The organism is Litoreibacter sp., from assembly GCF_039974535.1.
GTDB lineage: Bacteria > Pseudomonadota > Alphaproteobacteria > Rhodobacterales > Rhodobacteraceae > Litoreibacter.
Map to the genome: position 1 here is coordinate 303,757 of NZ_JBDWIU010000011.1, position 24,869 is coordinate 328,625.

General features: G+C 58.8%; 22 protein-coding genes. 12 read left to right on the forward strand and 10 right to left on the reverse strand.

Annotation, left to right across the window (positions count from 1 at the left end):
• Positions 1-15: 15 nt before the first annotated feature.
• The 4 genes from hrpB (at position 16) to ABJN86_RS12010 (ending at position 6,704) form a co-directional block, all read left to right on the forward strand.
• On the forward strand, positions 16-2,433 hold the full coding sequence (gene hrpB, locus ABJN86_RS11995) for an ATP-dependent helicase HrpB (protein ID WP_348367402.1): 2,418 nt from the start codon (positions 16-18) through the stop codon (positions 2,431-2,433).
• Positions 2,434-2,507: 74 nt separating this feature from the next.
• The gene (locus ABJN86_RS12000) at positions 2,508-4,805 is read left to right on the forward strand and encodes a xanthine dehydrogenase family protein molybdopterin-binding subunit (RefSeq protein WP_348367404.1); all 2,298 of its coding nucleotides are present in this window, start codon (positions 2,508-2,510) and stop codon (positions 4,803-4,805) included.
• Positions 4,806-4,826: 21 nt separating this feature from the next.
• Positions 4,827-5,447, forward strand: coding sequence for a LysE family translocator (locus ABJN86_RS12005; RefSeq protein ID WP_348367406.1), 621 nt, complete (start codon positions 4,827-4,829; stop codon positions 5,445-5,447).
• Between the two features lie 204 nt (positions 5,448-5,651).
• Positions 5,652-6,704: a DUF2235 domain-containing protein gene (locus tag ABJN86_RS12010; protein WP_348367675.1), complete on the forward strand. Its 1,053-nt coding sequence runs from the start codon at positions 5,652-5,654 to the stop codon at positions 6,702-6,704.
• Between the two features lie 17 nt (positions 6,705-6,721).
• On the opposite strand, the gene ABJN86_RS12015 is transcribed toward ABJN86_RS12010, so the two are convergent.
• A complete protein-coding gene (locus tag ABJN86_RS12015; RefSeq protein ID WP_348367407.1) occupies positions 6,722-7,297 on the reverse strand; it encodes a TetR/AcrR family transcriptional regulator in 576 nt (191 codons plus the stop codon).
• A gap of 111 nt (positions 7,298-7,408) precedes the next feature.
• Between ABJN86_RS12015 and ABJN86_RS12020 the strand changes: the two genes are divergently transcribed.
• The 3 genes from ABJN86_RS12020 (at position 7,409) to ABJN86_RS12030 (ending at position 11,359) form a co-directional block, all read left to right on the forward strand.
• Positions 7,409-7,729 carry a hypothetical protein gene (locus ABJN86_RS12020; RefSeq protein ID WP_348367409.1) on the forward strand — a complete coding sequence of 107 codons (321 nt, stop codon included), beginning with the start codon at positions 7,409-7,411 and terminating at the stop codon, positions 7,727-7,729.
• A gap of 10 nt (positions 7,730-7,739) precedes the next feature.
• Positions 7,740-8,180: an MAPEG family protein gene (locus ABJN86_RS12025; protein ID WP_348367410.1), complete on the forward strand. Its 441-nt coding sequence runs from the start codon at positions 7,740-7,742 to the stop codon at positions 8,178-8,180.
• Between the two features lie 68 nt (positions 8,181-8,248).
• Positions 8,249-11,359, forward strand: coding sequence for a valine--tRNA ligase (locus ABJN86_RS12030; RefSeq protein WP_348367412.1), 3,111 nt, complete (start codon positions 8,249-8,251; stop codon positions 11,357-11,359).
• A gap of 673 nt (positions 11,360-12,032) precedes the next feature.
• Here the strand turns inward: ABJN86_RS12030 and ABJN86_RS12035 are convergent.
• Entirely contained in the window at positions 12,033-12,197 is a 165-nt protein-coding gene (locus ABJN86_RS12035) for a Tat pathway signal protein (protein WP_348367413.1), read from the reverse strand.
• 81 nt (positions 12,198-12,278) lie between these two features.
• Here ABJN86_RS12035 and ABJN86_RS12040 point away from each other — a divergent pair, with 81 nt between their 5' ends.
• Complete coding sequence (locus tag ABJN86_RS12040; RefSeq protein ID WP_348367414.1) at positions 12,279-13,382, forward strand: pyridoxal phosphate-dependent aminotransferase; 1,104 nt, start codon at positions 12,279-12,281, stop codon at positions 13,380-13,382.
• Positions 13,383-13,443: 61 nt separating this feature from the next.
• Positions 13,444-13,620 carry a hypothetical protein gene (locus ABJN86_RS12045; protein WP_348367416.1) on the forward strand — a complete coding sequence of 59 codons (177 nt, stop codon included), beginning with the start codon at positions 13,444-13,446 and terminating at the stop codon, positions 13,618-13,620.
• Positions 13,621-13,718: 98 nt separating this feature from the next.
• On the opposite strand, the gene ABJN86_RS12050 is transcribed toward ABJN86_RS12045, so the two are convergent.
• Both ABJN86_RS12050 and ABJN86_RS12055 read right to left on the reverse strand, forming a co-directional pair.
• Complete coding sequence (locus ABJN86_RS12050) at positions 13,719-14,930, reverse strand: aminotransferase class V-fold PLP-dependent enzyme (RefSeq protein ID WP_348367417.1); 1,212 nt, start codon at positions 14,928-14,930, stop codon at positions 13,719-13,721.
• Between the two features lie 88 nt (positions 14,931-15,018).
• Positions 15,019-15,705, reverse strand: a complete 687-nt coding sequence (locus ABJN86_RS12055) for a TIGR04283 family arsenosugar biosynthesis glycosyltransferase (RefSeq protein WP_348367419.1) — start codon at positions 15,703-15,705, stop codon at positions 15,019-15,021.
• A gap of 65 nt (positions 15,706-15,770) precedes the next feature.
• Between ABJN86_RS12055 and ABJN86_RS12060 the strand changes: the two genes are divergently transcribed.
• Complete coding sequence (locus ABJN86_RS12060; RefSeq protein ID WP_348367421.1) at positions 15,771-16,526, forward strand: folate-binding protein; 756 nt, start codon at positions 15,771-15,773, stop codon at positions 16,524-16,526.
• Between the two features lie 86 nt (positions 16,527-16,612).
• Here the strand turns inward: ABJN86_RS12060 and ABJN86_RS12065 are convergent, their stop codons facing one another.
• The 5 genes from ABJN86_RS12065 to ftsW form a co-directional block, all read right to left on the reverse strand.
• Complete coding sequence (locus ABJN86_RS12065) at positions 16,613-18,208, reverse strand: hypothetical protein (RefSeq protein ID WP_348367422.1); 1,596 nt, start codon at positions 18,206-18,208, stop codon at positions 16,613-16,615.
• A 44-nt stretch (positions 18,209-18,252) separates the two neighbouring features.
• Positions 18,253-18,513: a DUF2484 family protein gene (locus ABJN86_RS12070; RefSeq protein WP_348367424.1), complete on the reverse strand. Its 261-nt coding sequence runs from the start codon at positions 18,511-18,513 to the stop codon at positions 18,253-18,255.
• 79 nt (positions 18,514-18,592) lie between these two features.
• A complete protein-coding gene (murC, locus tag ABJN86_RS12075) occupies positions 18,593-20,005 on the reverse strand; it encodes a UDP-N-acetylmuramate--L-alanine ligase (RefSeq protein WP_348367426.1) in 1,413 nt (470 codons plus the stop codon).
• Complete coding sequence (murG, locus tag ABJN86_RS12080; protein ID WP_348367428.1) at positions 20,002-21,099, reverse strand: undecaprenyldiphospho-muramoylpentapeptide beta-N-acetylglucosaminyltransferase; 1,098 nt, start codon at positions 21,097-21,099, stop codon at positions 20,002-20,004. Before murG ends, murC begins: the two co-directional genes overlap by 4 nt.
• The gene (gene ftsW, locus ABJN86_RS12085) at positions 21,099-22,268 is read right to left on the reverse strand and encodes a putative lipid II flippase FtsW (protein WP_348367430.1); all 1,170 of its coding nucleotides are present in this window, start codon (positions 22,266-22,268) and stop codon (positions 21,099-21,101) included. Before ftsW ends, murG begins: the two co-directional genes overlap by 1 nt.
• Positions 22,269-22,422: 154 nt before the next feature.
• On the opposite strand from ftsW, the gene ABJN86_RS12090 reads away from it, so the two are divergent.
• Positions 22,423-23,010 carry a DUF6151 family protein gene (locus ABJN86_RS12090; protein WP_348367431.1) on the forward strand — a complete coding sequence of 196 codons (588 nt, stop codon included), beginning with the start codon at positions 22,423-22,425 and terminating at the stop codon, positions 23,008-23,010.
• A 130-nt stretch (positions 23,011-23,140) separates the two neighbouring features.
• Here ABJN86_RS12090 and ABJN86_RS12095 read toward each other — a convergent pair whose 3' ends face one another.
• Positions 23,141-23,722 carry a TetR/AcrR family transcriptional regulator gene (locus ABJN86_RS12095; RefSeq protein ID WP_348367432.1) on the reverse strand — a complete coding sequence of 194 codons (582 nt, stop codon included), beginning with the start codon at positions 23,720-23,722 and terminating at the stop codon, positions 23,141-23,143.
• 70 nt (positions 23,723-23,792) lie between these two features.
• Between ABJN86_RS12095 and ABJN86_RS12100 the strand changes: the two genes are divergently transcribed.
• A complete protein-coding gene (locus tag ABJN86_RS12100; RefSeq protein ID WP_348367433.1) occupies positions 23,793-24,809 on the forward strand; it encodes an NAD-dependent epimerase/dehydratase family protein in 1,017 nt (338 codons plus the stop codon).
• The last annotated feature ends 60 nt before the right edge of the window (positions 24,810-24,869 follow it).

Genomic DNA, 24,869 nt, shown 5'->3' on the forward strand with positions numbered 1-24,869 from the left:
AGGGTAAGCGGGGGCATGAGCCTTCCGATTGAAGATGTAGTAGACGCCCTTGTCGGTCACATGACCGATCAGGGCGTTTGCGTCTTACAAGCCCCACCCGGTGCGGGAAAAACCACCCGCGTGCCGCTGGCCTTGCTGGAGGCCGGCGCCTTTGAGGGCCGGTTGATCATGCTAGAGCCCCGCCGCCTAGCTGCGCGCGCCGCCGCCGAGCGCATGGCGCAAACCTTGAATGAGCCGGTGGGCCAAACCGTGGGCTACCGGATGCGCGGCGAGGCCAAGACCTCCAAGGCCACCCGCATCGAGGTGGTGACCGAAGGCATCCTGACCCGCATGATACAAGGTGACCCCGAATTGTCGGGCGTCGGCTGTGTGGTGTTCGACGAATTCCACGAGCGGTCTTTGAATGGCGATCTTGGGCTAGCCTTGGTCTGGGAGGCCCGCGAGGCCCTGCGCCCCGACCTCAAGCTGATGGTGATGTCCGCCACGCTCGACGCCGCCCCCGTGGCCAAGCTGCTAGATGACGCGCCCATCGTGACGTCTGACGGGCGTGCGCATCCGGTGGAGACCCGCTGGCTGGACCGCCCCACCCACAAAGACACCCGCTTCGAGACCGCAGCCGTCGACCTGATCAACCAAGCCGTATCCGAGACCACCGGCGGCGTGCTGGTATTCCTGCCCGGTGAAGGCGAAATCCGCCGCGTGATGAATGCGCTGAACCTACCCAAAGGGGCTGTGGTGCGGCCGCTGTTTGGCGCGCTGCCGTTCAAGGAGCAACGCGCGGCGATCACCCCTGAAGATGGGGCGCGCAAAATCGTGCTCGCCACCTCCATCGCGGAAACCTCTTTAACAATCGAGGGCGTCCGCGTCGTCATCGACACAGGCCGCGCCCGCCGTGCGCGGTTTGATCCAGGCTCCGGCATGTCGCGATTGGTGACAGAAAAAGTGTCCCGCGCCGAGGCCACCCAACGCCAAGGCCGCGCTGGCCGTGTGGAGCCGGGCATATGCTACCGCATGTGGACCCGCGCCGAAGAAGGGGCCATGCCCGCCTTCCCCCCCGCCGAAATCGAGGCCGCAGACCTGACCGCCTTGGCGCTTGAGCTGGCCAATTGGGGGGCCGCTCCGCAAGACCTCGCCTTCCTAACACCCCCGCCCGAAAACGCGTTCAACGAGGCGACGACATTGCTCGAAATGCTCGGCGCACTTGAAGGCCCCCGCATCACCGACCACGGCCGCGCCTTGGCCGCAATGCCGCTGCATCCGCGCTTGGGGCATATGCTGGCGAATTCCGGCGCGAACGGCCCCGCCTTTGCAGCCCTTCTAGGGGAGCGCGATCCTTTGGGGCGCAATGCGGGTGCAGATGTGGCCGCGCGGATGAAGCTGTTGGGCGGCTCCGTGCCACCCCACGCCAATCGCGGCGTGGTGGAGCGTGTGCGCGCCGAAGCGAAACGCCTGAGGCGCTTTGCCGGTGACACCCAGCGCGGCTTGGGCGAGATGGCCGCCCTCGCCTACCCCGACCGCGTCGGCCTGCGCCGTGCGGGCAAAGATGCGCGTTACGTGTTGTCGGGCGGCAAAGGCGCAATCTTCGACAATGGCGACAGCTTGGCCGGTCAGCGCTTGGTCGTCGCCCTTGATCTGGACGGTGACGCCCGCGAGGCCCGCGTGCGGCTGGCCTGCGCCATAAGCGAGGGCGAATTGCGCGCGCTTTATGGTCCGCAGATCAACTGGGTGGAGCTGTGCGAATGGTCCAAACGTGACCGCAAGGTCTTGGCCCGCAGGCAGGAACGATTCGGCGCGTTGACCTTGGATGACCGCACATGGAAAGACGCCGACCCCGCCCATGTCGCCCAAGCCATGCTGGAGGGTGTGCGCCAATTGGGGCTGGGCGCGTTGAAATGGTCCAAACCCGCCAAATACCTACGTGCACGGGTTTTATACATGCGCGATGGACTGCCCGATTGGTCTGACGACGCGCTCTTGGACAGCTTGGAAGGCTGGCTTCTGCCCTATCTGCAAGGTGTGCGCTCGGTTGAGGAGCTCAAAGGCGTGGACGTGGCCGAGGCCCTGCGTGCGGGGCTGGACTGGGACCAGATGCAACTGCTTGATGCAGGCGCGCCTGCGAAATTCACCACCCCCTTGGGGCGCGACTTGGCGCTGGATTACGCGGACGGTGCCCCTGCCCTAGAGGTGCGCTTGCAAGAAATGTTTGGCGTCACCGAGCACCCGCGCACAGGACCCGATCGCCTGCCGCTCAAGATAACATTGCTGTCCCCCGCCTCGCGCCCCGTACAGGTCACCACGGATTTACCGGGGTTTTGGTCCGGCTCTTATGCGGATGTGCGTAAGGATATGCGCGCGAAATATCCGCGCCACCCTTGGCCCGAAGACCCCACCGTGGCCGACCCAACGTTACGTGCCAAGCCGCGCGGCACATAGTCGGGCTTAACGGGACTGGACAGTACCACCGCGACCGCTACTGTCGGGCGAGATATAATTCGGAGGCCCCGCTCATGACCCTCGCCAACAGCAAATTCGGCACATCCCAACCCGTTAGACGCCGCGAGGATACGCGGTTCCTAACAGGTGACGGGCGCTACCTTGATGACACGGTGCCAGCGGGTGCGCTCCATGCATATGTGTTCCGCTCCAGCGTCGCACATGCCGAGATCACAACACTTGATGTCACCGAGGCAAAGGCCGCAGACGGCGTGCATTTGGTCCTCACCGCCGACAGCTTTGAAGCCGCAGGCGGCACCAACGCCATGAACGCCTCCCTCATCACCAACCGCGATGGCAGCAAGGGCGCGGCCCCTGTGCGCCCCATCGTGGCCACCGGCCGCGTGCGTTTTGTGGGCGAAGCCATCGCGATGGTTATCGCCGACAGCCCAGAGCAGGCCAAAGACGCCGCAGAGTTGATCGACTTTGATTACAACGATCTCGACGTGCATATGGACCTCGCCCAAGGGGGCGTGCCAATCCACCCCGAGGCCCCCGACAATGTGGCCTACGATTGGGGCATCGGCGACGCCGAGAAAACCCAAGCCGCCTTTGACGCCGCCGCCTTCACCACCAAAATGGACATCACCGACAATCGCATCATCGCCAACTCGATGGAGCCACGCGGCTGTTGGGCAGCACCACAAGACGGGCGCTTGCGGATGGAATACTCTGGCCAAGGGGTGTGGGGGCTGAAGGGAACGCTCGCATCAACGCTAGGGATCGACAAAGACAGCATTCACGTCACCACCCCCGATGTGGGCGGCGGCTTCGGCATGAAGGCGTTTGACTACCCCGAGTATTTCCTCGTGGCCCAAGCCGCCCAAACACTTGCCCGCCCCGTGCGCTGGCAGGCGGAACGCACGGAGGCCATGCTGTCAGACAACGGCGGGCGCGATTTGGTCTCTACGGCGGAGCTGGCCTTTGACGCAAACCACAAGATCACCGGCTACCGCGTCAACGCCGTCAGCAACATGGGTGCGTATAACTCGGGGTTCGCGCAGTTCATCCAAAGCGATCTGGCCTCCAAGGTTTTGATGGGGGTCTATGACGTGCAGGCGGCTTATTTCTCCAATCAAGGCATCTACACCAACACCACTCAGGTAGATGCCTACCGCGGCGCGGGCCGCCCCGAGGCGATCTATGTGCTGGAACGCGCGATAGATTACGCCGCCCGCGAATTGGGCGTCGACGCGCTGGAATTGCGCCGCAAGAATTTCATCGCGGCGGATCAATTCCCCTACACATCCGTCACGGGCGAGCTGTACGACGTGGGCGACTTCCACAAGGTTCTGAAGCGCACGGAGGTCGAGGCAGACTTGACAGGGTTTACAGCCCGCAAAGCCATATCCGCCCAGTCGGGCAAGTTGCGCGGTTTGGGCCTGTGCTATTACATCGAAAGCATCCTCGGCAGCCCCAATGAGACCGCCCATATAGAGTTCGCAGACACAGGGCGCGTTAACCTCTTCGTAGGCACCCAAAGCAACGGCCAAGGGCATGAGACCGTTTATGCGCAGATGCTGCATGAATACACAGGCATCGACCCCGAACTGATCGACATCATCCAAGGCGACAGCGACCGCATCGCCACGGGCGGCGGCACGGGCGGGTCGCGGTCTGTCACCACACAAGGGACGGCCAACAAGGCGGTGGCTGAGAAAACCGTCGAGGCGTACCGCCCCTTCGTGGCCGACCATTTTGGCGTCGAGGAGGTGGCCTTCACCGACGGCGCCTTCCGCAGCGATGGCTCCAACACCGTCATGACCTTGATCGAGGCCGCAGACATCGCGCGTAATGAAAACCGCGACGACCTTCTGAGCATCTCCGCCAACACCACCCTGCCCGGGCGTTCCTACCCCAACGGCTGCCACGTGGCCGAGGTGGAGATCGACCAAGACACCGGCGAGACGCAGGTGGTCAAATACACCGTGGTCGACGACTTTGGCGTCTTGATGAACCCGATGATGGCGGAAGGCCAAGTTCACGGCGGCGTGGTGCAAGGCATCGGTCAGGCCATCTCAGAGCATGTCGTCTATGATGAGACTGGCCAGCTTCTGACCGCGACCTTCATGGACTACGGCATGCCCCGTGCGGCGGATGTCCCGATGGTCAACTTCCACTCGGAACCTGTGCCATCCACCGCGAATGTGCTGGGCATGAAGGGCTGCGGCGAGGCTGGCACCGTGGGCGCCTTGGCCGCCGTCGCCAATGCGGCCCTTGATGCCATGTGGGACCACGGCGTGCGTAAAGCCGACATGCCCTTTACCCCACAGCGTGTGTGGCAGATGTTGAACAAAGGCGCCGATCAATAGCGCCCAAAGGAGATTTCCTAAGTGGATCCTGTCTTGTTTCTCAGCTTCCTTGCCGCAACCATGTTGATCGTGGCCACCCCCGGCCCAGCGGTCGCCTTGGCTTCTTCGCAAGCGGTGCGCTACGGGCCACGGGCCGCGTTAACCACCGTGGCAGGTGACGCGACGGGATCGGTCGTGCATATCGTCATCTCGGTCATTGGTCTGCAAACATTGATTGGCCTGTCGGAGGTGATCTTGCCTTACCTGCAAATGGCAGGCGGCATGTTCATCCTCTATATGGCGTGGGGCTCACTGAGGTCGGTTAAACACGGCGATACCCCCCCGCAGATCGCAACCCGCGCCACCTTCTTCGCGGGCTTCTTTTCCTGCGTCACCAACCCCAAAGCCATCGTGTTTTTCGTCGCATTGTTCCCAGGCTTTATCTCGCCAGAGCTGAACGTGGTCACCCAATCCCTGATCTATGGTGCGGTCTTCGTGGCCCTCGATGCGGCGTTCATCTTGGGCTATGCGATGCTGGCGATGGGGACGTTTCGCAAAGTTGCCTCGCCTAAATTGAACATAGAACACATCAGCGGCTTGGGGCTGCTTGGCGTGGGAATGGTGCTTATCACTAAAGGATACAGAGCCTTACCTTCACATTGAGGCGATATCCGCGCTGGAACATTCTTGACATTTGGGCGACTGTAACACCTATGAGAAATATGTGACCGTCCTTTACTGGAAGCGTCACGCGGTTCTTCCTAATGTGAGGGAAACCGTAAAACTGGAGAGAGCAAAGTGCGTTGGTATAAGGGAATGGAAAGGCTTGGCGGATACGTTCGCCCTATGTCCAACCGCCTGAAATCAATGGTGGGCTTTGGCCCCATGCCGCAATCCGTTCACCCGAAAGGCCCGCGCGGGCCGGTTACTCACGTCATCATCCTTGACGGGACTATGTCCTCCATGGATCGCGGGTTTGAGACACATGCAGGCACAACTTTTCGCATGCTCTCTGAAATGGCCCCCAACAAAGCGCTGTCGCTGAACTACCAAGCAGGCATCCAATGGCAGGGCTTGCGCCACGTCATAGATGTGATGGCGGGCGTAGGCATCAACCGCCAAATCCGCACCGCTTATGGCTTCATTGCCTCGCGGTATCGCCCGGGTGACCGCATCTTTTTGTTTGGGTATTCGCGCGGGGCCTATGCCGTGCGCAGCCTTGCGGGGGTTATTGATCAGGTCGGTCTGCTGCGCGCTGAAGATGCCACTGAACGCAACGTACGCCAAGCCTACCGCCATTACCGCCGTTCGCGCGGGTCTGACGCCGCGAGGGAATTTCGCAAACAGTTTTGCCACGACGACGCCAACATCGAAATGATCGGTATTTGGGACACGGTGCGCGCCTTAGGGTTCCGCGCCCCGCTGCTGTGGCGTTTCTCTCCAGTGGAGCATGAGTTCCACGACCATGCACTCGGGTGCTCGGTCAAGCACGGCTATCATGCCTTGGCGTTGAACGAGACCCGCCAGATATTTGAGCCCGTCCTGTGGAAAAGCCGCGAGGGCTATAAGGGCGTGTTGGAACAAGTCTGGTTCAAAGGCGCGCATGGCGACATCGGCGGGCATTTGATGGGCTACAACAAGTCCCGCCCCTTGGCCAATATCCCGCTGGTCTGGATGCTGGAGAAGGCCGAAGACTGCGGCTTGCCCCTGCCCGACGGTTGGCGCGCAAGGTTCCCGCGCGACGTGGACGCGCCTTCTGTTGGCACGTGGCGCCAATGGGGCAAGCTGTTCTGGCAACGTCGCGCCCGTGTGGTGGGTCAAGACCCCTCTGAAAGCCTCCACGGGAGCGTCGCCAAGGGACCGCAAGCCTTTGTGCCCGCGACCAAATCCCAGATGAAGAAAGCCGCCTCGCGCAACTAGCTCTCTATACCAGCCTCCTATGCCAGCGCGGAGGCCAAGGCCGCCGCGCGCACCTCCTCGGCCAAGGCTGAATCGGGCAACGTCCGCGCCAAAATCATGCCTCCAACGCAGGTGGCCGCAAGCGATAGCGCTTTGCTGCGGTCGGGTTTCCCCTTCGCCTCCAAACTGCTCTCGAACAACCAAACCATCGCCGTAAGCAATTCCTGATAAGCTCCTTTGACCTCATCCCCGCTGCGGGCCACGTCGGACGGCAGGGCAATCATCGGGCATTGGTCCTCAACATCCCCCAAATGGGCGTCCGACAGGTAGCTGGAAATCATCTGCTCCGCCGTCTCAGCCCGCATTTGGGTCACGTCGATCCCCGCCTCATCCCGCCATTGCGCGCCCCGCCCCATCAAGAAGCTGGAAATCGCGGCTGCGAACAACTCTTCCTTGTTCTTGAAGTGGGTGTAGAATCCGCCCCGCGTTAGCCCAGCCCGCTTCATCACCATGTCAATGGTCACGCTCTGAAAGCCATGGACATTGAACAAAATACGCGCCGACTCGATGATACTCGCTCTTGTTTTCCGTGTGTGTTCTTTGCTGTACGGCATCTGCAATCTCCTGTGTCCGGTCTAGCCTAACAATATTTTTAAAATGTTCTTTAACATATTTAGATCGGTGCAATTGTGCCCCCACGACGCAAACATCCAGAGGAGAAACAGATGCCTAAGTTCGTACTGGCCTATCACGGCAGCCCGCAATTTGAATCCAAAGAGGACGGCATGGACCACATGACTGCATGGAAGGCATGGATGCATGGCCTCGGCGACGCGGTCATCGATCCCGGCCATGCAGTTGGTCCCTCCCACACCATCCACGCCGACCAAAGCGTCACCCCCGACGGTGGCAGCAACCCACTGGCCGGCATAACGATCCTAGAGGCCGACAGCATCGAGGCTGCCATAGAGATGGCCAAACCCTGTCCCCACCTCAGCGCAGGCGGCACCCTCGAGGTCGCTCAAACCCTCGACATGGACATGTAGGACCGCAGATATGGAAACACTATTGGACCTCTACCCCGCCCTCGCCGCCTATAAGATCGCCCTTGTGTGTTTGGCGGTAGCGTCCCTCATCGCGCTGATACAGTCCTTTTTGAGCGCCCCACTGGCGTTCGTCAATGAGGAGCAAATCCCAGGCGAGCCGCTCAAACACAACCACTCCAAGCTTAGCTTTCGGGCGCTGCGAACCTATGGCAACACGGTTGAAAACCTGCCTGCCTTTGGCTTCGCCTTGCTCATGGCGGTGGTGGCGGGGGCCGCCGCGGCCACGGTAAACCTGCTGGCGGTGGCGTATGTAATCTTCCGGCTGGCCTTCTGGGCTGTCTATTATTCCGGCGTCGGCAAGGTCGCGGGGGGGCCACGCACGTTGATGTATGTCGGCGGCCTCCTGTCCAACATCGCGCTGGCCGTCCTCGCAATCTACGCGTTGATCTAGCCGCTGCCCCTTTCCCTCGCGCCTAGGCTTCGGTACATGATCCTCAACCCGATATGAGGACGAAGATCATGGCGATGGAAAAGACATTTAACGCAGCCGAGGCCGAGAGCCGTTTATACGCAGCTTGGGAGGCCGCCGGCTGCTTTACCGCAGGCGCAAATGCCAAGCGGGCGGAAACCTTCTCGGTCATGATCCCGCCCCCAAATGTCACCGGCGTTTTGCACATCGGCCACGCGTTCAACAACACGCTGCAGGACATCCTGATCCGCTGGAAACGCATGCAAGGCTATGACACGCTTTGGCAGGCGGGCACCGACCACGCGGGCATCGCCACCCAAATGGTGGTGGAGCGTAAGCTGGCCGAATTGGGTGAGCCAAAGCGCACCGACATGGGTCGCGAAAAATTTCTCGAGAAAGTCTGGGACTGGAAGGCTGAATCCGGTGGCATCATCGTCGATCAGCTCAAGCGATTGGGCGCGTCTTGCGATTGGTCGCGCGAGGCCTTCACCATGTCCGGCGCCCCCGGTGCGCCCGCAGGTGAGGAAGGCAACTTCCACGATGCCGTCATCAAGGTCTTCGTTGAGATGTACAACAAGGGTCTGATCTATCGCGGCAAGCGCCTCGTCAATTGGGACCCGCATTTCGAGACCGCGATTTCCGATCTGGAGGTCGAAAACATCGAGACCCCCGGTCACATGTGGCACTTCAAATACCCGCTGGCCGGTGGCGAAACCTATGAATATGTCGAGAAAGACGAAGACGGCAATGAGACCCTGCGCGAGACCCGCGACTACATCTCCATCGCCACCACACGCCCAGAAACCATGCTGGGTGATGGGGCTGTGGCCGTTCACCCGTCTGATGAACGCTACGCCTCAATCGTCGGGAAACTTTGCGAAATTCCGGTTGGCCCGAAAGAGCTGCGCCGCCTGATCCCGATCATCACCGACGAATACCCCGACAAGGATTTCGGCTCCGGTGCGGTTAAAATCACCGGCGCGCATGACTTCAACGACTACCAAGTCGCCAAACGCGGCGGCATCCCGATGTACAACCTGATGGACACGAAGGCCGCCCTACGCGCCGACGGCAAACCATATGCCGAAGAAGCCGCCACCGCCCAAGCCATCGCCAATGGCGAGCAGGAATTCGACGAGGCCATGATCGCCGCGATGAACATGGTGCCCGAAGCCTACCGCGGCATGGACCGCTTCGAGGCGCGCAAAAAGGTCATCCAAGATATCACGGATGAAGGCCTAGCCGTTATGACGTCCGTCCCTGTCATCGATGAGGAAACCGGCGAAGAAAGCTCCAAGCTGGTGCCCTTTGTTGAGAACAAGCCAATCATGCAGCCCTTCGGTGACCGCTCCAAAGTGGTGATCGAGCCGATGCTGACGGACCAATGGTTCGTGGAGACAGACAAAATCGTCGGCCCCGCGCTGGATGCCGTGCGCAATGGCGACGTCAAAATCATGCCCGAGAGCGGCGAGAAGGTGTATTACAACTGGCTCGACAACATCGAGCCTTGGTGCATCTCGCGCCAGCTGTGGTGGGGACATCAGATACCGGTTTGGTATGGGCCCGCAATCTTCCCTAAGGAAGTCAGCAGCGAAGTATTACCGGGCTTTGACACTCCATGGGTTTATTGCGACGAACCCACGCATGTACCCAATGAAGCAGCTGATCGCTACAAAAAGATCTACAAGAAATACGGCATCCCAACCAAGGTCGTTAGCTTTGAAGAAGCACAATTGGTGCTGACAGAATTGCAGGGAATTGCCGATCGTTACAAGAAAGACGATGACCTTGAGATGCTTGAGCAGTCTATTCGTTCTCTTAATTTCATCCCAATTTGGCGCGATCCCGACGTCCTCGACACATGGTTCTCCTCCGGCCTCTGGCCCATCGGCACACTCGGCTGGCCAGAAGACACCGACGCGCTGCAAAAATACTTCCCAACCTCCACGCTGATCACCGGCCAAGACATCCTGTTCTTCTGGGTGGCGCGGATGATGATGATGCAGCTCGCCGTAGTAGATGAAATCCCATTCGACACCGTCTACCTCCACGGCCTCGTGCGCGACGCCAAGGGCAAGAAGATGTCGAAATCCACCGGCAACGTCATCGACCCGCTGGAAATCATCGACGAATACGGCGCAGACGCGCTGCGCTTCACCAACACGGCGATGGCCTCGCTTGGTGGCGTGCTTAAAATCGACATGCAGCGCATCGCGGGCTACCGCAACTTCGGCACGAAGCTTTGGAACGCCGTCCGCTTTGCTGAGATGAACGAGGCCTACGCGGGGCCAGACACAAAGCCGACGCAAAGCCGACCGCCTGCAGACCTCGAATTTACGGTAAATAAGTGGATCGTGGGCGAAACCGCAAAGGTCCGCATGGACGTCGACGCGGCCCTAGAGGCCTACCGTTTCAACGACGCCGCCGACGCGCTTTACAAGTTCGTTTGGGGCAAGGTGTGCGACTGGTATGTGGAATTCTCCAAGCCGCTTTTGCTCGATGGTACTGACGCCGAGAAGGCCGAGACCCGCGCGACAATGTCATGGGTATTGGATCAATGCATGATCCTGCTGCACCCAATTATGCCCTTCATCACCGAAGAGCTCTGGGGCGAGACTGCCAAGCGCGACAACATGCTGGTGCATGAGGAATGGCCAACCTACGGCGCTGAACTCATTGACAAAAACGCCGATGTCGAAATGAACTGGGTCATCGCATTGATCGAAAACGTCCGCTCCGCACGCGGTGAAATGAACGTCCCCGCTGGCCTGAAAGTGCCGCTGGTTCAGGTCGATCTAGACGGCGCTGGCCGCACAGCCTTCACCAATAACTCCGCGCTGATCCTAAAGCTCGCACGCGTAGAAGGCGTCACCGAAGGCGCATCTCCCAAAGGCTCGGTCACGATCCCTGTGGCAGGCGGCAGCTTCGCGCTACCTCTCGCAGGCATCATCGACGTCGACGCCGAAAAAGCCCGCCTAGAAAAGTCATTAGGTAAACTCGCCAAAGAACTAGGCGGATTACGCGGCAGACTAAACAACCCAAAGTTCGCCCAAAGCGCCCCCCCTGCAGTGGTCGCCGAAGCACAAGAAAACCTAGCCGCGCGCGAGGACGAGGAAGGCAAACTCAAAGCCGCTCTCGCGCGACTGGCTGAACTAGACTAGGCGCTCATATTTCCATTTGGTTCCAAATACTCAAAATCTATCACCTGCATCGGGTGGAAAACTTGAGTATTTTTAACCAAATGGAAACGAGAATCGTGGCCCAATCAAGGTCCGGTACAGGCTGGAGAGCCGATGGCCGGACCGGATGGAGACCGCCAAGCGCGATCTTCGGAGCGCGGCTGGGGGACGCCTCAGCCGCCTCTTTCGAAGATTAGGCCTACACTTCACCTATCACTGCCGCCATATGATCCGGTTCTCTACGAATACCAACTGTTCACCTGAATTCGCCATCTAAACACGCGCATTCGAGCCTGTCTGCGCTCCATCAATCAAACGCTTTCCCGCACGAATTACACTTAGGCTTTTTGCCGCAATTTTTGCGGAGCGCTCCAACACGCAGTCAAATGGGTTATCGCAAACCACAGGCACCAAACCCAAGATGAATGCTTACTCCGCCTTGGCCGCTTTGGTCGTATAGTTTAATCGACGCAGCGCATCACCGCGTAAAACTCGTGAGAATAGCCTTGTGCGGCGCATGAACATCTCGTCCGCGTTTTACGGCATGAAGCTCAACGGCGAGACAATATCGCTTCCCGAGCAAGACCGTCAGCGATCCTTATAATGACCAAGCTCATGGTCCGAGGCCGGGAGTAGATGGGCCCTTGTGCCAGAGTTACCTAACCACGCGCTCCACTGCGCGCATCATGCCAAGAGCCTTGTCATAGACCAGCTCCAGAATGACGCGAGGTTTACGTGTCCTGACGGCAATAGGCACCGCGCGGCTAGCACCTGTGGCCAAAGTGGCGGCCATGAAGCCGCGGCGAGTGAGTTGTGGCATAGTTGGTCCCTCCGTCTAATAGACATGGGCATGCACCTGCCCCCTTGCAAGCCAGTGCGAAACCCGATCAAACTCAGTCCCATGAAAAATCCGTTTCTTACCCCGCTCGCCGACAGTCTACCCGCAGCCGTTCCTTTCATAGGGCCAGAGGCGTTGGAGCGTTCCAGTGGCGCTCCTTTCAAAGCCCGGCTTGGGGCCAACGAGAGCACCTTTGGCCCCTCACCCAAGGCAATCTCCGCGATGCAAACTGCAGCCGCCGATGTTTGGAAATACGGCGACCCAGAAAGCTACGATCTGCGCCACGCCTTGGCCGCTCATCATGCGATCAACGCCGAGAACATCATGGTTGGTGAAGGCATTGATGCGCTGTTGGGGTATTTGGTGCGCCTTTATGTGGAACGGGGTACCGCCGTTGTGACCTCTGCGGGCGCCTATCCGACGTTCAACTACCATGTCGCCGGATACGGTGGGGCGCTGCATATGGTACCCTACATCGGCGACCATGAAGACCCGGACGCGCTGCTTTCCAAAGCCAAAGAGACGAACGCTCGGCTGATATATTTCGCAAACCCCGACAACCCTATGGGCAGTTGGCACGACGCCACCACGGTGCAACGAATGATCGACGCGGTCCCCGATGATTGCCTGCTGATATTGGACGAGGCTTATATCGAGCTGGCTCCGGACGGCACCGCACCAGAGTTGGATTTATCCAACCCGAACGTCATTCGCATGCGCACCTTCTCGAAAGGGCACGGCATGGCGGGGGCACGGGTGGGCTATGCTTTGGGCGAGGCAGAGACCATCAATGCCTTCAACAAAATCCGCAACCACTTCGGCATGTGCCGCATCAGCCAAGCAGGCGCTTTGGCGGCACTCGCTGATCAGGACTACCTGTCTGGTATCCAAGAAAAAGTCGCCGCCTCACGAAACCGGATTGCAAAAATCGCACAGGATAATGGCCTGACGCCCCTGCCCTCAGCCACCAATTTCGTAACGGTGGACTGCGGCAAAGACGGGGAATTCGCCCGCAAAGTACTCGCCAGTTTGTTAGAGCAAGGCCTGTTCGTGCGGATGCCATTTGTCGCCCCGCAAGACCGCGCCATTCGCTTAAGTTGCGGCTCCGCTGCTGATATGGAGCTACTGGAAACCGCCCTACCTATTGCCCTAGCCGCAGCACAGTAACAAAATCGCGACTTCTCTTTGCATTCAACTACGTTAATCTCACTCAAAGAGAGGACACGCGATGGCTTATCAGCCCCAAGGAAGAGTAGAAGATTACACCATGCCGTTTTTGGTGATGGCCTATGTGGTTTTGTTCACAGGGTTGTTCATCCTATGGGCCGCGTTCGGCTACGCTGTCTCATTATTCATTAGCCTGATTATTCACGCGATTCTGCGTGCGGTTCCAAGACGGGAATAGCTGCTCTTGGACCGATAATGGGCTGATCGATTAGAACAAGCCCATAGCTGAAGTATTCATTCCGGCGAACGGTTGCGGCGTTTTATTTATAGGGCCAGCTATTGCCCCGCGCAGACCAGTGCAGCGGCGCTCAACGCGCCGTCACCATGTGGGATATCCAAAGCCTTCAACGCCACATCAATCGAGCCAAGCGTGCCCATCACCATATGTGTGTTCACATGGCCCATGTGACCGATGCGGAAGAAGCCGTCAGACATGGGATCGTCCTCTGTCGACATGCCCAGACCAATGCCCAAGGTAACCCCTGCCTGCGAGGTCAGCCAGTTGCGCAAATCCGTGCCGTGCGGCGCGCCTATGCGAAGGGAAGTCACCGCGTGGCTACGTGTCGCCGGATCAGTCATGTTCAACTCAAGCGGACCGCCCTGCCCCCAAACCTCGCAAGCCGCCCAAATCGCACGCGCAAGGGTTGCATGTCGAGCCAGCACGTTCTCCACGCCCTCCTCATGCACAATCATATCAAGCGCCACACGTAGCCCGTAAAGGTGATGCGTCGGCGCCGTGCCGCAAGACATTTCGTAATACCTCTCGGGGTTGGCCCGTGGATGCCAGTCCCAATACCCAGACACGCGCTCCATCTTTTGACGGGCAGCGGCGGCCTTATCGTTGAAGAACACGAAACACATGCCGGGCGGAACCATCAGCCCCTTTTGGCACCCAGTCACCATAATATCGACGCCCCAAGCGTCCATCTGCATGTCATCACAGCCCAAACAGGCAATGCTATCAACTATCAACAGCGCAGGGTGACCGGCCGCATCCATTGCTGCGCGGATGGCGGGCAAGTCAGACAGAGCAGAGCTGGCCGTATCCGTCTGAACCACCAAAACAGCCTTGATTTCGTGGCTATTGTCCGCCCGAAGAGCATCTTCAACCGCTTGCGGATCAATTGGTGCGCGGCGACCAAAATCCATCTGCTCGGCGACCAACCCACGTTTGCGCGCAGTCTCAGCCCACCCAAGGGAGAACTGAGCTGCCCCGGGTACCAGTACCTTATCGCCGGCCTCCAAAACATTAGCCAAGGAGGCCTCCCACGCGGCGTGCCCATTGCCGATATACATCGCCACATGGCCTTGCGTGCGCGCCACCGCCTTCAGGTCCGGAATTAATGAATAGCTCAGGTCAATCAACTCGCCCGTGTAGATATTTGGCGCCGGGCGGTGCATCGCTTGCAGCACGCGATCCGGCATCACCGATGGGCCAGGAATGGCCAGCGTGTGGCGACCATGGGACAGGTTGGGTGAATTGGACATGAGACAGACCTCTCGGCACGGAAAACTATTTCACAAGAGGTAGAGACGCGGCTCAAGCCCGTCAATTCGCATTCGGTGAGCTGGTCAATCAACCTTTGTGATATCGCTTCGACAAGGCCTCAGGGTCTGCGCCAAAGCTGTAACGGGTCAGTGTGCTGAAATTACGCACACTTTGACGAAACCATCCGTTGTTTTCATAGCGCTCCGCGCCCGTCGCCGCGTGAGTGTCAAGCAACCGGATGCGCCCTTTCAAGGCCCGTGCCATCGCCACATCCTCCATCAACGACTGATCAGGGTAGCCCCCTGAATAATCATAGAGTGCCCGCGACATCAGCAAGCCTTGATCCCCATAGGGCAAGTTCAACGTCGCGCTGCGCAAATTGGCCCAAAAGGCGACCAGCTTGGGCGCGACACCCTTGGCGCGAAATTTCAGCCGAAACGCGGCGGCAAGGTTGGGATGCTCCGTGCGGTGCAAGGCGGCCGCCCCAACCCAATCGGGGGCAAGTTGGGTGTCCGCGTGCAAGAACATCAGCCATTCGCCCTTCGAGGCCGTGGCCCCGCGATGCAGTTGCCCGCCCCGCCCTTTGGGGCCATTCACTATGACCGCCCCTGCTTCCTCGGCGATTTCCAAGGTGTTATCGGTGCTGCCCCCGTCCGAGACGATCAAATCGCGGATCATCCCCATCTCTAGCCCCGGCAACAGGGCGTTCACTGTCGCGGGCAAATCTGCGGCGGCATTCAGGGTCGGGATCACTATGGAAAATGGTGCGGTCATATCGGGGCTGTTATAACCGCGCCCGCCACCTATATAACAGGGTTAAGAATGTATGAGGTGCCGGAATGTCAGATAGTAAACGCATGTTGATCGAAGTAACCGGAACTGACCGCGTGGATTTCTTGCAAGGTCTGGTGACCAATGATCTGGAAAAGCTCTCGGATGGCTTGGTTTATGCGGCACTTTTGACCCCTCAGGGCAAGTTTCAGGTGGATTTTTTCCTTGTGCCTTGGGGTGAGGCGATTTTGATCGACGTCGCGGCGGCCTATGGTGAGGCCCTGATGCGCCGCCTGACCTTCTACAAATTGCGCGCTGATGTGAAACTGGCAGAGCTTGACGCGGATGTGACCCGCGGGGTTGGCGACATCCCGAAAGGCGCGTTCATCGATCCTCGTCATGAGGCGATGGGGTGGCGGGGGTATGGGGCGGGGTTTGCGTTTGAGGCGCAGACGGATGTGGATTGGGATGCCATCCGCGTGGCCCATTGCATCCCCGAAATCGGCGTCGAGTTGATCCCTGATGACAGCTTCATCCTAGAGGTGGGCTTTGAGCGGTTGCAGGGCGTGGACTTCCGAAAAGGCTGCTATGTGGGCCAAGAGGTCACCGCCCGCATGAAGCATAAAACCGAGCTGCGCAAAGGACTTACCTTGGTTGACGTCAAGGGAGAGGCCCCCGTGGGCACGCCTATTGATGCGCATGGGAAAGCGGCGGGGACGCTCTATACCCAGTCAAAGGGCCGTGCGATTGCGTACCTGCGCTTTGATCGCGGCTCTGAGGGAATGAGCGCCGGAGACGCCCGCGTGGACTACCTTCGGGACTGATAAAAAGCTGGTCTGCAAAGCGTCGGCAACCTGTCGGACTTTTGTCGGGCATGGTGTGTGGCATTCAAATGCACCTCACGCGATGCTCAACCTCCTCCACCACTGATGAAGGTCTGAAGCCAATCGAGCAGTCCTTGGATGGTTTCGTACCGCTTGTATTGTTTGACTGTGTCGTCGAACTTCTTGCCTGCGTCGTTGGCAACTTCGGACCCCTTCTGGACATAGCGTCCAATTGTGGAGCCAAGCGCACCTGCGCGACGTGCGAAGCGCTTACGAGTAGTCTCACGATACTCATCAGAGCGAGCTTCGGCCAAAGACGCACCAGTATCGCGCAACTCGGATAGCATATCACGCAAAAGCGTTAGGTCTTCGGGGGCCAACGGTTGCAGATTGTCACCGTCCGCATGTTCAACCGTTTCTAGGGCTTTTTCAAACCGAACAAGAAGATCTGCGGGCTGCACATCGCCCATATCCAAATCATCGAGAGGTTCAAGTCGCGCAACCGAAGGAAGAAAATGTTTACGGCAAACATCATTTAACGCCTCGAGATCGGTTTCGAGCATCTCGGACAGTGTCTCGCCCAATTCCTTGCGATTAGCTTCCTCGCCTAACAGTCCTTGAACTTGTTTTCCAAGCGTCAAAATCCGGCGTGCGCGAAGATGGTCTAAATCTTTGCAGCGCTGAAATTCTTTAAGTAGCTTATCAGCCCCCATCGACAGAACGCGTGGCGCATTTGTTTGCGTCGATTTCTCAGCCGCAAAATCAGAGAAGTCTTGAAACGCATCACGCATCTCTTCGATGTCATCAAGAAAGGACTGAACTTTAGCAGGGTCGCGCAAATGGGCTGCGTCGTCATCAAACCCAGAGGCTTTCATCAAGCGTAACTGAGCATCGAAGGAAAAGTCGACGACAGCAGCTTGCGACGTTGGAGTACCTTGATCTGTTTTGCGTTGCCAAATGGCGTTGATCTTATCCATCAAAACGCTGGGATCACCCTGCCAAACGTCATCCGCTATCAACGCAATCTTAGCGATCATCTCCCAGCGGGTTTCCGTGCCTTTTAATGCGCGTTCGTACCAATCTATCCAAAAGGAATAATCGATACCTTCCTCTGCCCGTGCGGACTGTTCGGAGCCTGTGAATTGCGCGCGTAGTTCTGGCACAAGGTCGACCCAGAGTTTCTGCAACGGATTGTCGTCATCAGCCCATAAAGGAATCGTGCTCAGGTTTTGTCCTGCCGTCAAAGATGCTGCATCTTGCCTGACGTTATTCCAAAGAACTGCGGCGGCATCGGCGGCATAGGCAGCGGCGGCATAGGCGGCATTGGCGGCATTGGCGGAGGCATAGGCGGCATTGGCGGCGGCATTGGCGGCAGAAAAGGCGGCATAGGCGGCGGCATTGGCGGCGGCGGCATCGGCGGCGGCGGCCTTGGCGGCGGCATTGGCGGCATTGGCGGCGGCCTTAACCTCTGGGGAGCCTGCGTAGCAAACCTCCCCAGAGGTTAAATTACAGCGCAGAAACGGGAGAGGTGTCAACTCACCCCTTCGCGTGAAATCCTGCCAAACAATAGGCAGCACGCGCTGTGCGGCGCGGTGCGCTATGACAACGGCGTCCTCTTTGGGACGTGCTTCGAGCCAAGCCTTTAGGCTGTCGAAATCAACAATTTCTGAAATTTCATCCATATGCCGCCACAGTGCCCCAAGGGCATGGGCGTCGCAAGATCAGATCACTCCGCAGGTTCGCCCACGGTTTTGCGTTTCACCCAGCGGCCCAAGTAGCGCAGGGGCCAGCGCAGGATGGAGAAGCCAGCGGCCAGACATAGCAGCCCGATCCATGGACCGTTCTCGTAGGTGACCCAGCCCAGAAGCGGCACGCCGATGGCGATCAGGACATAGGCCCTGCGCCACAGGTTGTCGTTGCTGGGGAGCATCGCGAGCACATTCGCCGCGATGACCCATACGAAAGCCGCTATCAAAGACATATTCATGCTGAACCTGCCAAACCTTTGGGTAATTTTGCGTCAGACACCCTTAAGATGACGCAAGGGAAACTTCTAGGGAAGTCTGTCATTTCCCACCTTTATCACTAAGACGTGCGGGTAAGTCATTCGCCCATGCGCTGATTGTACCCGCGCCAAGTAACACGACCATGTCGCCTTCTTGGGCCTGTTCGCGCACGAGGCGCAGCAAGTCGGCCTCGTCCACCACGGCACGAGCGTGTCGGTGCCCGTGGCGCAAGAGACCTGCGACCAGATCATCGCGGCCTGCGCCCTCAATGGGATCCTCGCCAGCCGCGAAGATATCCGCGATGCCCACGACATCGGCGTCGTTGAAGCAGGAGCAGAAGTCCTCGAACAATGAATGCAGACGGGAGTAGCGGTGCGGCTGGTGGATCGCGATAACGCGCCCCTCGGTGGCCTGACGCGCCGCCTTGAGGACGGCGGCGATTTCCACTGGGTGGTGGCCGTAGTCGTCAATGATGGTGACGCCGTCTACCTCGCCCACCTTGGTGAAGCGACGGTTCACCCCGCCGAAACTGGCGAGTGCGGCTTTGATTTCCTCGGCCTTCATGCCCAAGTGCCGCGCCACTGCGACCGCACTTAGCGCGTTAGAGACGTTGTGATCACCCGGCATGGGGAGCGAACAGCCCTCGATCACCATGTCGTCGTTTTGCAGCGCGATGTCGAAATGCGCCACGCCCGCCTTATAGGTCAGGTTGATCGCACGGACATCGGCCTGCGCGTTGAAGCCAAATGTCACCACACGGCGGTCGGTGATTTTGCCCACCAGCGCCTGCACCTCGGGGTGATCAGTGCAACAAACGGCGAGCCCGTAGAAAGGAATGTTGGAGACGAAATCAAGGAAGCCTTGGCGCAGGGTGTCGAAGTCGCCCCAGTGCTCCATATGCTCAGGATCGATGTTGGTGACGATGCCGATGGTGGCGGGAAGGCGGTTGAAGGTGCCGTCGCTCTCGTCGGCCTCGACCACCATCCATTCGCCCTGCCCCACACGCGCGTTGGAGCCGTATGCGTGGATGATACCGCCGTTGATCACCGTGGGATCGATATTGCCCGCGTCCAGCAGCGCCGCGACCATCGTGGTGGTGGTGGTTTTGCCGTGGGTGCCCGCGACGGCGATGTTCGATTTTAGGCGCATCAACTCGGCCAGCATTTCGGCGCGGCGCACAACGGGGAGGCCTTTTAGGCGGGCCTCGTCCAGCTCGGCGTTGCCGGGCTTGATGGCGGAGGAGATGACGACCACATCGGCGTTCTCCAAGTTCTCGGCGCGCTGGCCCTCAAAGATCACAGCGCCAAGCTTGGCCAAGCGGTCCGTAATCTTGGAGGTCTTCATGTCAGAGCCTTGGACCGTGTAGCCGAGGTTCAACAGCACTTCGGCGATGCCGGACATGCCAATGCCGCCGATGCCTACAAAGTGGATGGCGCCAAGTTCGAGAGGGAGTTTTGTAGCGGATGCGTTCATGAGCTCTTCTTTGCGAGAGTTTCTACGATTTCTACCAGCCGTTCCGTGGCGTCAGGGCGTGATACGGATAAAGCCGCATGCACCATCTGAAGCGCCCCGTCGGGGTTGGTTAGAATGGTTTCAATACTTGCCGCCAACGCATCAGGCGTCAGCTGGCTTTCGGGGACCATGATGGCTGCCCCCGCCTCAACCAACCCACGCGCATTGGCGGTTTGATGGTCTGCGGTTGCAGCGGCGAATGGCACAAGAATGGAAGGGCGACCAATGACCGAGATATCGGCCACGGAGGACGCACCAGAGCGCGAGATCACCAGTTGCGCCTCGGCAAAGCGGCTGGGCACGTCCTCGAAGAACGGTTGCACCTCAGCGTCGATGCCAGCTTGCGCGTAGGTCGCAGCGGCGGTTTCGGCGTCCTCGTCACGGGCTTGGTGGGCCACGCGCAGGTGCATTTTCAATGCGTCAGGCAAGGCGGCGATTGCGGCTGGCACGACTTCGCTAAGGATGCGCGCGCCTTGGGAGCCGCCGATCACGACGATGCTCATCGGATAGTCTCCGGGCGAGATGTAGCCAGCGGAGGCGCGCTCCAACACCGCCCCGCGCACGGGGTTTCCGGTGAATGTCCCCTCCACCCCTTCGGGCAGATCGGTTGGCCAAGTGCCGCATGCGACCGCGTCAACGCGCTTGGCGAAGACTTTGTTCACCCGCCCCAGCACGCCGTTTTGCTCGTGAATGGCACGGGGTAGCTTCATCAGATACGCGGCAGAGATTGCTGGAAAGCTAGGATAGCCACCAAAGCCCACAACGGCAGATGGGCGATCCTTGCGAAACGCCATCATGGCCGTCATCACGCCCGCCGCCAGCTTGAAGGGCGCGGTCAGTTTACCTGCAATGCCGCCACGCGCGAAGGTTGCGGATTTAACCTGCTCGATTTGCACCGAATGGGGGAAGCCGCCCGTGTAGCGCGCGCCGCGTGCATCCGTGGACAGCTTGACCCGCCAGCCCCTTGCCAACATCGCCTCGGCTAAGGCCTGTGCGGGGAACATATGCCCGCCCGTGCCGCCTGCCGCGATTACAAGAAGTGGGGCTTCAGACATCAGTGGCTCCGACGGCTAAGAAGAATGTCGCGCATCTCGTCTTGTGGGCGCTGACGTGTGAACGCCAACAGCATGCCAAGGGCAATACCGCCCGCAATCAACGACGACCCACCGTTGGAGACGAACGGAAGCGTCATGCCCTTTGCAGGCAGCAAGCGCACGGCCACGCCCATGTTGATGAAGGCTTGCATTGCAAACATGGCCACAAGGCCCGTGCCCGCGAGGCGCGTGAACGGATCACGCTCTTTCATCAAACGGTGCAAGCAACGGATCGAGAAAACTGCATAAAGTGCGATGATCGACAGCACCATAACCAGGCCGTATTCCTCGGCTGCCACGGCAATAATGAAGTCGGTATGCGCATCCGGCAGGGACCATTTAACAGACCCCTCGCCCACGCCCACACCAAAAAAACCGCCTTCGCGGATGGCGTTTGTAGCATAGCCCAGCTGCGTGGTCGGATCGATCTCCGCGGACAAGAAGCCGTCGATACGGCGCGCGAAGTGCTCGGACAGTGAATAAGCGGTGAAGCCTGCGAAGACGACCGCACCGGCCATGCCAGCCAGCAACACCATCGGCGCGCCGGCCACGAAGTAGACCACGCCCCAGCTGAACAGGATCAAGCAGGCTTGGCCAAAGTCGGGCTGCATGGCCAGAAAGCCCACAACCACGACGGTCAGAATAAAGGAATAAAGCTTGCCGGGCGGGCCGTTGATTTCCTGCCCCCCAGAGATCAGCCACGCGGAGGTGACGATAAACACTGGCTTAAGAAACTCGGACGGCTGCACAGAGGCAAATCCCAAAGAGTACCAACGCGTGGCCCCCTTGCCGAAGTCCGTCCCAAACACAGGCAACATAACCAGCGCCACCAATGTGGCGAGAAACATAAGGGTTGCGAGCCTGCGTACCAGATGGGTCGACATCATCGACACCACGATCATGGTCGCCATAGCCAAGGTGCCAAAGAATGCCTGTCGCGACACGTAATGGAACGGATCAAGGCCGTTTTTCTCAGCCAAGGGCGGCGACGCGGCCAACCCCAACAAAAGCCCAATGCCAAACAATGCGAAAACGCAGGTCATCGACCAGCGATCTAGAGTACGCCACCATTTGGGTAGAATTGGCTCGCCTGGTTGCACCAGAGCGGTGCCATACACCATCTCAGTCATGAGAATTACCGCCTTAACTGCCTCAATCGCCCGATTTTTCGGGTCTATCCCGCAATGTTAACTGGAAAGACGCCCGCAATCCACCCTCAAGTTTGGGAATTGCGCGGCTGCCCGCTTGTTGCCAAACTGCACAGGGTCAAAATGGAGCGTATCGATGAGCCAAAGCCTGAATGTGTCCTGCCAATGTGGCGAGTTCCAAGCCGTGATCCACGACGCCGACGCGCCGAGCGGCAACCACGCGATGTGCTACTGCAAGGACTGCCGCGCCTTCGCGCATCACCTTGAGCAAGGCGCACAGGTATTGGACAACATGGGCGGCACCGACCTGTTCCAGACCCAACCATCACAGGTGGAAATCACCTCTGGCGCGGACAAGTTGGGACTGTTGCAGCTCGCCCCCAAGGGGCTTTACCGCTGGCACACCACCTGCTGCAACACGCCGATCTGCAACACGATGGGCACCCCGAAAATGTCGTTTGTGGGGTTCATGGCCGCCAACATTGCGCAGCGCGATGCCTTGGGACCCGTGACTGTGAAATACAAACCCGACCACGCAACGGGCCCCGTACCCAAGCCGCACGGCAGCTTGCTGCGGTTTGCAGCCTACACCATCCGCAACATGCTTAAGGCGCGGATTACAGGGTCATGGAAGAAGAACCCGTTCTTTGGCGAGGACGGGCGGTCGGTGGTAAAGCCCTATGTGGTGAGCGACGCGGAGCGGGAAGCAGCCTACGGGCGGTGAATCCCGAGCCTATTCGGATTTCGCCAACGGCGGCTTTGAGTCCAGAATGACCGATGCTGCACCATCGACAAATGGCCGCTTTCGCTAGTGATCTATCGGGAACGACCGTCACACCAATCTAAAGCTAAAATTATTTTGCTGCTGCCAAAAGTGCATAAACCACGGCTGTGATGTCACGAGCGACGTCTTCCCGGGTGTGTGCGTTTCTGTGAATGCCGAACGCGCAAGACAAGATGAGATGCGTTAGTTCGCTTGGGTTCGTGTAACCGCCCTCGGAAATCATGCTCTCTATCCGCTTGGTCACGTCGGTGTTAAGTTTTTCAAACGCGTGGCCCGCGTACAGGACCTTGTCTTCCATCATTTGGGCGACATGAGGCGATTGAAGCATATCGAATACAGCGCAATATTTGGCCACCAAGGCTGCAGTCAGGCGGGATTCAATAGAACCCGATTTCGAGAACTCAGCGTCCATCAATTCCCATAAGTCATTCAGTATGGATGCAATCATGGCATGAAAAATTGCGTTTTTGTCTTTGTAACGGCTGTACAGGGTCGGTTTGGCAATACCAGCCGCTTCCGAGATAGCTGCCATCGTCGTCGCACGGAGCCCGCGCTCAAAAAACAGGGTCTTCGCGGCGCTGAGTATCTGATTTTGTCGTTGATCTTTCATGGGGCCAACATCGGTTTCCGGTGCGCTGACGTCAATTGCCAAAAACAAATCTCGCTGGCTTGAATTTACGATATGAACGATTATTGTTAGATTCGTAAACTTGGAGAAGACAATGAAGACAGTACTACTTACGGGCGTCACAGGATATTTGGGCGGCCATCTTGCGGTGGCGTTGCTGCGCGCTGGCTATAAGGTTCGCGGCAGCTTGCGTACGCCGTCGCGCAGCGCGGAGACCCAAATAGCCATTAAGGAGGCAGGGGGCGATGTCAGCCATCTTGAATTTGTCGAGCTGGACCTAACCAAGGATGCCGGTTGGATCGAAGCCTGCAATGGAGTGGATTATCTGGTTCACGCAGCATCCCCCTTTGTGACGTCCATGCCTAAGGACAAGGCGGAGCTGATCACCCCAGCGGTCGAAGGCACACAGCGTGCATTGAGTGCGGCCCGAGACGCGGGTGTTGAACGGGTCGTGTTGACGTCATCTATCGCGGCGATTGTGCCTGGGCGAGGCAAATCAGGGCCAAGCAATTTGGACGCATCCGATTGGGCTGATCCGGATGGGGACGTGAATGCATATGTGGAAAGCAAAATCCGCGCCGAACAGAAGGCCTGGGATATTCTGAAGCCAGGGACGACAAAAACTGAGCTGGCCGTGATCAACCCAGGCTTTATCGTTGGACCATTGCTGGATTCCGATCCGGGAACGTCGGGTGCGTTGTTTCAGCGGTTCTTGCGCGGTGAAATTCCGGTTGCGCCGCATTTGCACATGCATTCCGTAGACGTGCGTGATTTGGCGCATATGCATGTTGCCGCATTGACTGATCCCTCGGTTGTTGGCGCACGTACGATTGCCAGCTTTGATTCCTATTCAATCATGCAATTAGCAACCTGTCTGAAAAAGGCGTTCCCAGCTTACAGCAAAAAGGTGCCAAAGTTTCAGGCACCCGATTGGTTCATCCGGCTTGTCGCCTTGGTTGATGCAGACGTGCGAGGAAGCCTCAAAGAGCTGGGCTATAACCCGACCTTGGATGAAGCACCCGGCCGCGCGTTACTGGGCCGCGCGCCAATCCCCATTGCCGACAGTTACGTTGCTACGGCGCAAAGTTTGATTGAGCGAAAATTGGTGTGATGCGCGAATGTTGAGAAGCGGGGTGTGGCCCAGACAAGGCGCCACACCCCAATTCTCACA

Bases quoted from the DNA above. Each gene is read 5' to 3' on its own strand.
- ABJN86_RS12020 (WP_348367409.1), top strand. From the start codon at position 7,409: ATGCCTAAGTTCGTACTGGCCTATCACGGCAGCCCGCAATTTGAATCC.
- murC (WP_348367426.1), bottom strand. From the start codon at position 20,005: ATGAACGCATCCGCTACAAAACTCCCTCTCGAACTTGGCGCCATCCAC.
- ABJN86_RS12000 (WP_348367404.1), top strand. From the start codon at position 2,508: ATGACCCTCGCCAACAGCAAATTCGGCACATCCCAACCCGTTAGACGC.
- ABJN86_RS12025 (WP_348367410.1), top strand. From the start codon at position 7,740: ATGGAAACACTATTGGACCTCTACCCCGCCCTCGCCGCCTATAAGATC.
- hrpB (WP_348367402.1), top strand. From the start codon at position 16: ATGAGCCTTCCGATTGAAGATGTAGTAGACGCCCTTGTCGGTCACATG.
- ABJN86_RS12035 (WP_348367413.1), bottom strand. From the start codon at position 12,197: ATGCCACAACTCACTCGCCGCGGCTTCATGGCCGCCACTTTGGCCACA.
- ABJN86_RS12045 (WP_348367416.1), top strand. From the start codon at position 13,444: ATGGCTTATCAGCCCCAAGGAAGAGTAGAAGATTACACCATGCCGTTT.
- ABJN86_RS12010 (WP_348367675.1), top strand. From the start codon at position 5,652: ATGGTGGGCTTTGGCCCCATGCCGCAATCCGTTCACCCGAAAGGCCCG.
- ABJN86_RS12100 (WP_348367433.1), top strand. From the start codon at position 23,793: ATGAAGACAGTACTACTTACGGGCGTCACAGGATATTTGGGCGGCCAT.
- murG (WP_348367428.1), bottom strand. From the start codon at position 21,099: ATGTCTGAAGCCCCACTTCTTGTAATCGCGGCAGGCGGCACGGGCGGG.
- ftsW (WP_348367430.1), bottom strand. From the start codon at position 22,268: ATGACTGAGATGGTGTATGGCACCGCTCTGGTGCAACCAGGCGAGCCA.
- ABJN86_RS12070 (WP_348367424.1), bottom strand. From the start codon at position 18,513: ATGAATATGTCTTTGATAGCGGCTTTCGTATGGGTCATCGCGGCGAAT.
- ABJN86_RS12050 (WP_348367417.1), bottom strand. From the start codon at position 14,930: ATGTCCAATTCACCCAACCTGTCCCATGGTCGCCACACGCTGGCCATT.
- ABJN86_RS12040 (WP_348367414.1), top strand. From the start codon at position 12,279: ATGAAAAATCCGTTTCTTACCCCGCTCGCCGACAGTCTACCCGCAGCC.
- ABJN86_RS12065 (WP_348367422.1), bottom strand. From the start codon at position 18,208: ATGGATGAAATTTCAGAAATTGTTGATTTCGACAGCCTAAAGGCTTGG.
- ABJN86_RS12060 (WP_348367421.1), top strand. From the start codon at position 15,771: ATGTCAGATAGTAAACGCATGTTGATCGAAGTAACCGGAACTGACCGC.
- ABJN86_RS12015 (WP_348367407.1), bottom strand. From the start codon at position 7,297: ATGCCGTACAGCAAAGAACACACACGGAAAACAAGAGCGAGTATCATC.
- ABJN86_RS12090 (WP_348367431.1), top strand. From the start codon at position 22,423: ATGAGCCAAAGCCTGAATGTGTCCTGCCAATGTGGCGAGTTCCAAGCC.
- ABJN86_RS12055 (WP_348367419.1), bottom strand. From the start codon at position 15,705: ATGACCGCACCATTTTCCATAGTGATCCCGACCCTGAATGCCGCCGCA.
- ABJN86_RS12030 (WP_348367412.1), top strand. From the start codon at position 8,249: ATGGCGATGGAAAAGACATTTAACGCAGCCGAGGCCGAGAGCCGTTTA.